The 11,148-nt window shown below is 35.2% G+C and carries 12 protein-coding genes and 4 pseudogenes; 3 read left to right on the forward strand and 13 right to left on the reverse strand.

Features of this window, described 5'->3' with window-relative positions:
- Positions 1 to 324 precede the first annotated feature (324 nt).
- From AC13DP_RS06005 to AC13DP_RS06030, 6 genes and pseudogenes are all read right to left on the reverse strand, one after another.
- A complete protein-coding gene (locus AC13DP_RS06005; protein ID WP_347407613.1) occupies positions 325 to 1,431 on the reverse strand; it encodes a TlpA family protein disulfide reductase in 1,107 nt (368 codons plus the stop codon).
- A 348-nt stretch (positions 1,432 to 1,779) separates the two neighbouring features.
- Positions 1,780 to 1,899, reverse strand: a complete 120-nt coding sequence (locus AC13DP_RS06010; RefSeq protein WP_483067442.1) for a transposase — start codon at positions 1,897 to 1,899, stop codon at positions 1,780 to 1,782.
- A gap of 232 nt (positions 1,900 to 2,131) precedes the next feature.
- Entirely contained in the window at positions 2,132 to 2,884 is a 753-nt protein-coding gene (locus tag AC13DP_RS06015) for an SDR family oxidoreductase (RefSeq protein ID WP_347407612.1), read from the reverse strand.
- Between the two features lie 67 nt (positions 2,885 to 2,951).
- Positions 2,952 to 3,062 (reverse strand): annotated as a pseudogene (locus AC13DP_RS06020) (cysteine methyltransferase); the annotation flags it as partial.
- A gap of 769 nt (positions 3,063 to 3,831) precedes the next feature.
- Positions 3,832 to 4,017: a hypothetical protein gene (locus AC13DP_RS06025; protein WP_148211674.1), complete on the reverse strand. Its 186-nt coding sequence runs from the start codon at positions 4,015 to 4,017 to the stop codon at positions 3,832 to 3,834.
- 122 nt (positions 4,018 to 4,139) lie between these two features.
- Positions 4,140 to 4,874, reverse strand: a complete 735-nt coding sequence (locus AC13DP_RS06030; RefSeq protein WP_483067443.1) for a DsbA family oxidoreductase — start codon at positions 4,872 to 4,874, stop codon at positions 4,140 to 4,142.
- A gap of 129 nt (positions 4,875 to 5,003) precedes the next feature.
- On the opposite strand from AC13DP_RS06030, the pseudogene AC13DP_RS06035 reads away from it, so the two are divergent.
- Positions 5,004 to 5,204: pseudogene (locus AC13DP_RS06035) on the forward strand (IS66 family transposase); the annotation flags it as partial.
- Positions 5,205 to 5,268: 64 nt separating this feature from the next.
- Positions 5,269 to 5,508: pseudogene (locus AC13DP_RS06040) on the forward strand (IS110 family transposase); the annotation flags it as partial.
- A 46-nt stretch (positions 5,509 to 5,554) separates the two neighbouring features.
- Here AC13DP_RS06040 and AC13DP_RS06045 read toward each other — a convergent pair.
- The 3 genes from AC13DP_RS06045 to AC13DP_RS06055 form a co-directional block, all read right to left on the reverse strand.
- Entirely contained in the window at positions 5,555 to 6,532 is a 978-nt protein-coding gene (locus tag AC13DP_RS06045) for a helix-turn-helix domain-containing protein (RefSeq protein ID WP_347407611.1), read from the reverse strand.
- Positions 6,468 to 7,340 (reverse strand): SDR family NAD(P)-dependent oxidoreductase, encoded by an 873-nt coding sequence (locus AC13DP_RS06050; protein WP_347407610.1) that lies wholly within the window; start codon positions 7,338 to 7,340, stop codon positions 6,468 to 6,470. Before AC13DP_RS06050 ends, AC13DP_RS06045 begins: the two co-directional genes overlap by 65 nt.
- A 279-nt stretch (positions 7,341 to 7,619) precedes the next feature.
- Positions 7,620 to 8,363: an SDR family oxidoreductase gene (locus AC13DP_RS06055; protein ID WP_347407609.1), complete on the reverse strand. Its 744-nt coding sequence runs from the start codon at positions 8,361 to 8,363 to the stop codon at positions 7,620 to 7,622.
- 108 nt (positions 8,364 to 8,471) lie between these two features.
- Between AC13DP_RS06055 and AC13DP_RS06060 the strand changes: the two genes are divergently transcribed.
- A complete protein-coding gene (locus tag AC13DP_RS06060; protein WP_228251267.1) occupies positions 8,472 to 8,828 on the forward strand; it encodes a winged helix-turn-helix transcriptional regulator in 357 nt (118 codons plus the stop codon).
- A 119-nt stretch (positions 8,829 to 8,947) separates the two neighbouring features.
- Here the strand turns inward: AC13DP_RS06060 and AC13DP_RS06065 are convergent, their stop codons facing one another.
- The 4 genes and pseudogenes from AC13DP_RS06065 to AC13DP_RS06080 all read right to left on the reverse strand — a co-directional run.
- Positions 8,948 to 9,601 carry a helix-turn-helix domain-containing protein gene (locus AC13DP_RS06065; protein ID WP_347407608.1) on the reverse strand — a complete coding sequence of 218 codons (654 nt, stop codon included), beginning with the start codon at positions 9,599 to 9,601 and terminating at the stop codon, positions 8,948 to 8,950.
- Positions 9,602 to 9,844: 243 nt separating this feature from the next.
- The gene (locus AC13DP_RS06070) at positions 9,845 to 10,204 is read right to left on the reverse strand and encodes a DUF4345 family protein (RefSeq protein WP_347407607.1); all 360 of its coding nucleotides are present in this window, start codon (positions 10,202 to 10,204) and stop codon (positions 9,845 to 9,847) included.
- Positions 10,204 to 10,752, reverse strand: a complete 549-nt coding sequence (locus AC13DP_RS06075) for an alpha/beta hydrolase (protein WP_347407606.1) — start codon at positions 10,750 to 10,752, stop codon at positions 10,204 to 10,206. Before AC13DP_RS06075 ends, AC13DP_RS06070 begins: the two co-directional genes overlap by 1 nt.
- Before the next feature lie 122 nt (positions 10,753 to 10,874).
- Positions 10,875 to 11,148, reverse strand: a pseudogene (locus AC13DP_RS06080) (IS66 family transposase); the annotation flags it as partial.

Genomic DNA, 11,148 nt, shown 5'->3' on the forward strand with positions numbered 1-11,148 from the left:
CGCATTGATATCTTCGATTTCTGTATTCCCTAGTTTGTGTTTCATTTTCTTATAGTTTCCTACCTATAAACCAAAAAGTTGTATAAATCTGTTTTTATAATCTAACTGATTTTGTTCTTTTTCTAAATGTTTTTATAGCTAATTGTGTATAAATTTCAGCAGTCTTATGGATTGGTTTGCCCCATAAAAACTCAAACTTTATTGGCCTAACGACTACGATTAAAAGGCTCATCAAAAAATAAACTACCAAATAACTGCTAATCAACAGGATCTTCATGTTAGATCGTACCGACCACACGAAGACTGAGTTATTGTAACTAGTTTTTATTTGGTTATAAAATCTTCAATATCTTTTTCGATTTGGTCAGAAAATCCAAAATACTCTTTTTGAACAATTCCGTTTTTATCTACCAAAAAGTATCTTGGCCAACTATTGACACTAAATTCTTTTTCCAGGTCATTATTTCCAATCAGGTTTTGAAAAGTTGTTCCTTTTTTCCTTACCAACTTAGTTGCATTTTCGTGGTCTTCAGACACTATTCCAATTACGTTTAGTTCAGATACAAATTTGTTTTTTAGGTTTTCCACCTTAGGAAATGATGCGATACAAGGTCCACACCAGACTTCCCAAAAGTCTATTAAAGTCAATTGGTTACTATTAATTTTTACAATTTTATTTTTGTCAAATAAATCAGGCAGTTCTAATGTTGGTAATTTCTTTAACAGTAATTTATTTGGCTCTCTTTTTTCAGGTTGTATAATTGAATAATCCTGAAAATCTCGTTTTAAATCATGTATTGAATTTGTGACATTTTCATTTATTCTCACATCGCTAAATTTTGCGATAGAAACTGATTTGTTCCCTAGTTGATTTGATTTTTGTTTAATCTGGATTGGAAAAAAATCCGTTTTATTAAGCTCATAAACCTTTGTCCTATCGGAAACATTGTAAACTATATCATTTTCAAACTCGAAAGAAAGCAAATAGGAATTTTCTGTTTCGGAAAGAGAAACACTTTTATAGATTGAGTCAATTTTGAATATATTTTGGTGAACCATTTGTCCTCCTGGACTACCAATAAATCCAAAATGTCCAGGTTTTACTTCGTAGGTTTTATCTTTTTTAGATATTTCGAATCCATTTCCAGCATCATAAATATATTCTTTATCAATGTCATCTCTTTTGCCATAAAAAGAAAATCCAAAAACTTTATCATTATCATCTTTTTCGATTAGGGCAACTCCAGAATTATTCCACACAGTTCCACCTTGAGCAAAAGTGTCAATTCTCTGCATTCGATATTCCAATGAATTTATATTTTCAGCATTCTCTTGAAATTTGGCAATGACGTCATTTGTATCAATTTTAGTTTTTTCCTTGCAACTGCAAAAAAATACTATTGTCAAAAGGATGACAAGGCTTTTTTTCATTTGTTTTTCGGTTTTTAGATAAATTCTGACTAACGTTAAATTAGTTTGTAGAGACTAAGGTTAGTGAAAACCCCAGATCTTCAGGTTTAAGCTCCAATTTAGCAATATTTTTCTTTAATCTTGCTACCATCTTTAGTTTTCGCTTTTGATCAAGGAACAGATATTCTGTTGGTGAAAGGTAGGGAACTTTTTTCACCATCATATTCCCAACGATTACTGCCAGTTTCCTGGCTGTAGCCGATACTGCAACTGTACTTCATTTTCTAAAAGCTACCCTTTTAAAGAAATTGGAGAGATGCATGTCTTTTAAGTTTCCTATGGAATTTGCTGCCTGTCTTAATGCTATTTTTAATCGGTTGCTTCCTTTTGGATGCTATGGCTTAAGATTTTTCCGCCCGATATTTTATTATTCGGGGCTAGCCTTAGCCACGAAGTACAATACTTGGCCGATTCAAATTTATTAAATATTTAAGGTTCAGCTATTTATCGAATTTTATGATGTCCTAAGAAAGGTAAGGCTACAAGTCGAAGAGGAGTCAAATCCCGATTTACAGGAAAAAATTCCAAGAAATAATATGAATCCTAGATTTTTCATTTTGTTGCCAACGATACCTATAAAAATAGTGTTTTTTTAGAACATTATTTTTATAGCCTGTTAGGGACTTTTTTTGCCAATCTGTATTTTGTAACTTTTGCTTTATCATCTTATCACTGAAATTCCTGCGTCCACTGTTAATTCTGTTCCGTGAATGTAGGAGGCTTCTTGCGAAGCAAGAAACAGAACAGCGTTTGCAATTTCAGTAGGTTCACCTAATCTTTTAAAAGGAATTGTAGGAATAATGCTTTGAATTGCTCCCTCAATTTGTTCAGTGTTCAAACCTGTATTATTAAAGATGTTGGTTTTAATATGTCCCGGACTAATGCCGTTCACACGAATACCTTTTTCAGTAAACTCTGCCGCAAAAGTTTTAATAAATGATTGCACGGCTGATTTTGCTGCCGAATAAACGGAAAAATTGGTCATTCCAACTTCTGTAACAAATGAAGTATTGAATACAACGGCACTTCCCTTTTTCATTAAAGGTAAAGTTTGTTGAACTGTAAAAAATGTTCCTTTTACCAACATATTAAACAACTCGTCAAAATGGGTTTCATCGGCAAATTCAACAGGTGCAAATTTTCCGTAACCTGCATTGACAAAAAGTAAATCAATGTTTTCCGTATGTTGTTTAACCTGTTCGTGTAAAAGCATTATATCTTTCATACTGCCTGCATTGGATACAATTCCAAACGCTTTTTTTCCTAACCGTTCAACGGCTTTGTTTACTGTTTCGGCACTTCGCCCTGTAATGATTACTTTACCGTCTTCCTTGATAAATTGTTGGGCTGTTGCAAATCCCATTCCGTTTGTCCCGCCTGTAATAAGTGCGAATTTGTTTTTAAATCTTTGCATTGTTTTTTGTTTAAAATTTCTGTTGCAAAGATTGGAATGTGTATTATGGCAGAAAACCCGAAACTTGCTACATTTCCAAAATATCGGTTTTTGCACTTTCCCAACCGATAATAGCGGTCTTTCTTGTATTGCCCCACATATAACCGCCAATGTTACCCGATGCTTGAATAACACGATGCGCTTGAGCTTTCATCAAAATCATCCGTGGTAGCAGAACCAAAAGCATATAGATTTTTCACGTTGTACAGTCTACACAACGAAGTAAAATCAATCATTTTTGCCTCTATGCTATCTTTAATTTTCATCAGGCTAATATAATCAATTTATAATTTGAAATAAATTGTTCTTTCGAAGTTTGGGTTATGTTCCGGCTTGTTACACAACGATAGCTATAAAAATAGTTTTTTTTAGAACATTATTTTTATAGCCTGTTAGGGGACTTTTTTTGCCAATTATTGGTTTTCGAGGTGTTTGGCCGTAAGCACTACATCTGTATTACTCTCAAAACTCCGCTAGCCTAACGGATGCTAATAAAACGTTCTCCAAAAACACCAGTCAGCAGGATCTTCATGTTAGAACGAAGACTTAGTTATTAGGCTTTGTTTTTATATTCATTTACTATTTCACTATCCCAAACTTGAACTTCTATATATTATCTATCGTACTTTGAACTTTCTTGAATTTGTGATTTTTCCTCGGTCGGCAGTCCATAGTTATTAAACAGATTGTTTATTTCACTCAATAAAAAAACTTGCCCGTTACAATCCTTTCTATAAGTTTCAAGTTTTGGCTCATCGTATAACTGAAATGATAACGATCAGGATAAGTAAAACTTATATGTTCAGGCTTAAAAACAGTTATAGGAATTTTTATAATACCTGGATTTATGTACCAAGATTTCGCCCACTCACATTCTCCTAATGTAAAATAGAAAGGGTCATTTCTATTTAGTTTACCTCCCTTTTAGATAAATTTTCCCTTAATTTAATATAATTCTCTGGTCCTTTACTATTCCATCCTTTCGAGATTTGATTTTGGATTTCTTCAGCTTTTTCATAACCAAATTCAGTAATTTTTCGGAATGGTCCATTTTCAAGTCCATAATAATGAAATAAGAATTTCAGTATAGTCATATTTTTTTTAATAAAGCCTAACATATGTATAAACGTATCGGTACGTTTATTTCTCTTTTAGCGATGACTAATCTAAAGGATTCTAAGAAAAGCTAGGCATAATGGCTTAAGTCACTTGTTTCTTAGTCACAGTTTCCCTCGCTGGAACAAGAATCCCCTTCGGAGATTTTAAGCTCAGATTTATTTTCTTCCCAGACTTTTTCTAAGGTCTGAAGGAAAGCTTCAACTGGCTGGGCTCCGGAAATTGCATATTTATCATCAAATACAAAAAATGGAACTCCTCTTACACCAATATTACGGGCTTCCATCTCGTCCTGTTTCACTTCATAAGCAAAGTCATCTGATTTTAAAACCTGCTTAACCTCTTCAGCATCCAGGCCTATAGATACAGCAACCTCTGTGAGTATAGAAATATCATCAATATTCTTCCCTTCTTCAAAATGAATTTTAAAGAGAGCTTCTTTAACCTCATTCCCTAAGCCCCTGGTTTTAGCAAATTGGATAAGGCGGTGTGCATTGAAAGAATTCGCCAGGATTCCTTTCTGAATATTCATGGCAATACCTGTTTCCTCTGCCATTTTTGTAGCTCCACTGAACATTTGCATGGCCTGCTCTTCACTTACACCTTTAGTCTTCACAAAATAATCCAGCATAGAAGTGTGCGTATCTGTCTTTAAAGAGGGGTCAAGCTGAAAGCTTTTCCATACGATTTCTACTTCATCTTTATTTGAAAACTTTTCAAGAGCGTCTTCAAATTTCTTCTTTCCGATATAACAGAAAGGACATCTAACATCTGACCAAATACTTACTTTCATAAATCGTTTCAATTTTCCACTAGTTATTCTACCGGGGGAAATTTACAACAACTTTGCCACAATGCATATAAGTGGCTGAATTTGTGATAAAGCAGATTTCGATTAGTTAGCGTTTTATTCAGGAAACTGAAAATCTCTAAATCAGGTAGTTATAATTAAGGAAAGCTTACAGGTAGAAAGAATTACCTCTTTGCAGGTTCTCATTCAGCAACACAAAGAGCCGCAGTAATCTATTCCTTCTTTGCCATCTGCAAAAAACACGAAGTGAATCTATATCAGTGGCTCAAATATACCCTGAAGAATATCATGTCCATCTACCATAAGGACCGGAATCTCTACCCACAGCACTACAAGAAATTACAGCAAGGTTAGATCAAGCTTACCAGAAAGTAACCAGGTAAATAAAATTATGCGAACTTAAAAGATGTGGTTGGTGGGCAGGATACGAATCAGTAAGGTAGGGTACCAGAGACTTCGTAACCTCTTATTCCTATGCGCATTTTCAGCCTGCAAGTACAATAAGGCCTGGAGGGAAATCTATGAGCGGATTGTGGGAAAAGAAAAAAACGAAAAACTAGCATTGATTGCAGTGGACAACAAGCTTTTGAAACAGGCCTTCGTAATTGCAAAAAGCGGAATGCCCTATGATGAAGGTTTTATTTCAAAATTGAGCTAAATGATTTGATTTTAACTCAGCATCTTTGTTAGCGGTAGTAATTTCTTCAATTAAATGATGCTCGAAATTGTAAAGGTGTTTGTTGTGTATTCTTTTTAAACATCGTACTAAAGGATTGGGGGTATTCAAAGCCCAAATCATAGGCTATTTCCTTTATACTTAAATTGGTCGTCGAGAGTAGTTCTTTGGCTCTTTCTACCAGGGATTCCTGAATATGTGCTTGCGCATTTTTACCGGTGATATTTTTCAGGAGGTCACTTAAGTAATTGGGAGAGAGATTGAGTTTTTCTGCAAAAAAATTGACTGTGGGAACACCCAGTTGTGTAGCATCGCTTTTTAGATATGCATCCATTGATGCTTCCATTTTTATTACGATATCATTATTGATGGAACTTCTCGTTAGAAATTGCCTGTTGTGAAAACGCTTTGCGTAATTGAGAAGCAGGTCAATATGCGAAACTATTAAATCCTGGCTGTAATAGTCTATATTAGTTTTTATTTCTTCATGTATTTGATGCATCAGGGATATAATAACCTTGTCCTCTTTTTCAGAAAGGTGAAGTGCTTCTGCGGTAGCATAAGAGAAGAATCCATAATTCCCAATCTTCTTTCCTAATTCGTAATGACGTATAAGGTCTGGTTTAAAAACCATCATATATCCAGACACAGGGTCATCTGTAGGATTCGTAACAGAAAAGATTTGACCTGGTTTGGTAAAACTCATTATGCCTTCATCAAAATCATAATCTCCTTGCCCATACCGAAACTTGCCGGAAGCACCTTTTTTAATGGCTACGCAATAGAAACCATAATAAAAGCTGTTCCAAATTTTATTGGCATCGAATTTTAAATGCTCAAAATCAATCACACTTATTAAAGGATGAATTGGTGTTGGCAAATTGAATAACCTATGAAGTTCAGCTATGGACTCAATTTTATATGGAGCAGCTTTTTTCAACTTATTTTTTCTTAAAATCAGTAGATAAAGATAAGGTTTTCCATTCTTCCATTTCTTTCTGTTCATTTTTACGAACTTCTACAATGGCTCTATAACTATCAGAGCCTAAAGGAAGGTGCAAAGGAGGATTGGGCATTTCTGGAAGTTTAATGACTACCAGTGCTAATTTTTTAGGATTTCCCAATTGTTTGCCATCCAACCCCGTAAACTGTTCTACCTGTGTATCTAAATTATAGGCGTCTATTTTATGTTGTGCCACATTTAGAGTGTCCTCATTCATAAAATTGGTGCGAAAGGTTCCTGGTACCAAAATGGTCACCTTAATGCCAAATGGCCTAACTTCTTGTGCCAAAGCTTCCGATAATCCTATAACTGCATATTTGGAAGCACTGTAACTTCCATTGCCCGGATAGCTCATATACCCCATCATCGAAGCAGTGTTAATAAAATGTCCAGATTGTTGCTTTCGTAAATGGGGCAACACGTATCTAAGGATATGAGCCATTGCAAAAACATTCACATCCATTGTTTTTCGAAACTCGGCATCACTTAGTTCTTCCATATTCCCCAACAGGTTATATCCTGCGTTATTGACTACAACATCTATTTGTCCAAATTTCTCTATGCCTTTTAAGATAGCGCTTTCTACGGCGGTTTCATTGGTGATATCCAATTTTAACGGGAGCAAATTATCCTCGAGTTGTAATTTTCGTTCTTTTAGGATAGCGTTAAGCTCAATTTTTTCTAAAAGCGTGTCCGTATTTCGAGAAGTTGCAATGACTTTATCGCCATTTTTCAAAACTGCTTTTGTGATTTCAAGTCCCATTCCTTTAGAGGCGCCGGTAATCAACCAAACTTTTTGTGTACTCTTCATAATTGTTTTTTTACAAAACTATAGGGTACATCGCTTTAAAAAGTTTGCAAATCAAGGATAAGCGTATTTAAATTCAAGATCCTGCTAATTGCCCTAGGCTTTGGTCTTAGCCTTCTATTTAAATTCTATATATTTTTTAGTCCTTAGTTCAAGTTCATTGATGATCGGTCTAAAATCGTAAGCAAGATGGTAGGCTAACTTACACCTGCCAATGGAATAACAAAAACCACTAACAGTTTTATTGTCAGCGGTTTTTATTGAATAAGAGGTGTAGCGAGATTATTTCATTAAGTTGTTGATGGCACCACCATCTACCAGCAGTTCTGTTCCTGTAATAAAACTAGCTTTGTTAGAAGCTAAGAACAAAACAGCGTTTGCAATCTCATTGGGATTGCCCAATCTTTGTAAAGAGGTGGTGGAAGCTAAGTAATCCTTTGCTTCCTCAGATACAACTCCATCAAGACCTTCGGTTTGCGTTGGTCCTGGGCTTACGATGTTTACCCTGATTTTTCTTGGTGCTAACTCATTGGCAGCAACCTGGGCAATTTTATTGAGTGCTCCTTTGGTTGCAGCATAAACACTTGATTCTAGACTGGCCGCTGTTGCTACAGTTGACGAAGTAAATAGTACAGCTCCACCATCGTTAAGATGAGGAAGTAATTTTTGTAACGTGAAGAAACTTCCTTTTACATTAGTGTTGAATTGAGCATCAAAATCGATTTCAGTTACCTGCTCAATAGAATTGAATACCGCTATTCCTGCATTTAAAAAAAGTACGTCTATTTTGCTTCCGCTTTCTGCCATTGCTTTTTCTAAAACAGTAATCCCTGATAAACTGGAAGTGTCTGAAACCACTGTTTTCAGTTTAGCACTGCCAAGGTTTTGTGCTGCTTTTTGCAGGTTATCGGCACTTCTGCTGGTTATCCAAACGCTTGCTCCTGCCTCGATAAATGCCTTTGCGGTTGCAAAACCTATTCCTGTGGTACCCCCTGTAATCACTACATTTTTGTTGGTAAAATCCATTTTTTTAAATTTAGTTATGTTTATGGGGACAAAGGTATATTAGGGAAGTTATTTTAAGTAACTTTGTGTCTAAAAATAACAGTAACACCGGTGTAACAAAGTAACATTATGAATTGTCATACAAACGATTTTGGACAGGAACACAAGAAAGAAATGAGAGCCGTACAGGATTCAATGGACGTATTGAGTGGAAAATGGAAAATACCTATTATCTCCTCAATGTGTTATTACAACCAAAGGCGTTTTTCCGATATTTTGAATGACATCGATGGGATTTCCAACAGAATGTTGAGTAAAGAATTAAAGGAATTGGAAATTAACCAATTGGTCAAACGTAAAGTTTTAGATACCCATCCCGTGACTGTTCAATACCAACTTACTGAACACGGAAAATCACTAAAAACCATCATTAACAATCTTACAGATTGGGGAATAGCACATCGAAAAGTGATCATTGGAAAATAAGCTTTACCTGAAATCTAGAATGGCCGCCTGTTCTTTTTATTGCTATTGCTTTGAGTATACACTATTGGCGGTACATAGGTTTCAATTCTTTACAAAAACAAAAATTCAGGAAGGAAAATTTAATTAAACGATTGCCTATACTTCAAAGGCGACATTTCGGTTTTCTTTTTGAAAAGTCGGTGGAATGATGGTGATTGTTCAAAACCTAATTCAAAGGCAATTTCGCTGACGGACAAGTTTGTTGTTAAAAGTTTTTCTTTTGCTTTTTCAATTAGTTTTTCGTGAATGTGTTGTTGGGCGTTTTGCCCTGTTAACAAACGTAACATATCACTTAGGTAATTTGCGGAAAAATTGAGTTGATTGGCTAAATATTCTACGGTAGGCAAACCTCTTTTTAGTGTTTCTCCAGTATTGAAATAGTCGTTCAACATCATTTCCATTTTAGAAAGTAAATCATCATTTACGATTTTTCGGGTAATAAATTGGCGTTCGTAAAACCTATTGCAATAATTTAAAAGCAAATCAATTTGCGATAAAATAATATCTTGTGTGTGCTTGTCGATATGCTGATATTCTTTCTCTATCTTTTGAAATATCTCAACGACATTTTTTTCTTCCTGTTCAGAAAGGTGCAAGGCTTCATTTACCGCATAGGAAAAGAAACCATATTTTTTAATGATGCTTTGCAATGGGTGTTTTTTCAAAAAGTCGGTATGAAAAATCAACACATATCCTGTTCCAATCGTTTCATTAAAAGCATTGGTTTTATCCACTTCAATGGATTGGACTTGTTTAGGAGCAGTAAAAATTATTGTTCCTTTGGCAAAATCATAATACTGCTGCCCATATTTTACTTTGGATTGAATATTGTTTTTTATAGAGATCGTATAAAATCGGTAGAAAACTGCATCCACAAATCAGAATTTACAGCGTGTATTTCTGAAACTGAAACCACACTTATCAGCGGATGCGCAGGAGGAGGAATGGATAATAACCGATGAAATTCGGATAAAGAGTTAATTGTCTGCATATCTATATAAAACTACAAAAAAGATGAAAGCAACAATTTCCATCGTCAGCCAAAGCAATTGTTTTTTTAAAAAACCGTCTAAAACCATTCCCAATAACCGAGCGAAGATAATTCCTAAAGTTAGAAAAATTAATAGTGCACATAGGGTTAATTTTAAATCGCCCCATTGATTATGGAAAATAAACAACATCCCTACTCCTATTGGAAAACCCCAAACCACCCGCATTTCAATGATTTGATATGAATTATTAGGCAAAGGGGTTTTGCTGATTATAGTTGGTTTAAAAGCGAGTACGAGACCTGAAATAAGTAAAACAATTCCTATTATTTTTAGAGAAATAGTCATTATTTCTCTAAAAGATTATTGCTAAAGAAAGACACTAAATTTTCTAATGCCTCTGTAGTGGCTTGGGGTTGGTCATATAAATCATAATGACTTGCGCCCTTTACTATATGTATTTTTTTGCTTTTCGAAGCGGCTTTATTATATAGCTCAAAACCATCACGGTAAGAACCAAACGCACCCACTTTATCACCAACGATAACAAATAAGGGCTGCGTTAACAAAACTTCGGCTAGATGAAAAGCATCAAACTTTATTAAATTTGCCATACTTGTAAAAAGTAATTTGTTATTAGCCGTTGGGTGTTCCCCTCTTGATGTTCTGTAATAATCAATTGCCTCTAACATATCCAATTCGTTTATTCCTGCATTTGTTGCTTCTTCAGCAGAATTTGGTGTCCAATTGGTGATCCTTGGAACTGCTCCTTTTGCTTCCATAGTTCGTTGTGAAGAAACAGCTTTTAATGTTTCTAAAAAATTGGTTTCTCTAAATGCCCTACCCGTATTAGTGCCCACAACTGTGACCACTGCTTTAATTCTTTTTTCGCTCATTGCTGCATTTGCTGCATAGCCCCCGCCTGCACAAATACCCAGTAAACCGTATGCACCCCACCAAGTACATCTAGGAAGTTAATCTGAATATACTTATAACAGAACTTAGCGGTGAACATCTATTAGGTATTCTTTAGTTTTTTATAATTGTGTGGATACAGATCCGGGAGGTTTTTATGATTGATAGTGAGAATATTCTGCAGGGTATGGTTTAACCATTCCTCCGGATTCCCATCGTGCTTTTTGCAGATAGGCATAAAGGAATAAATACACGCCGATCGCTGTGGTGCATTATGAGACCCGGCGAACAACTAGTTTTTTCTTCCGATTGTAAGGGGTCTAAGCGCATTCTCAGTAAGCTTCGTATCAATCTCCACGATTCCATCATATAAATAG

Source organism: Zunongwangia sp. L-65, from assembly GCF_056859415.1.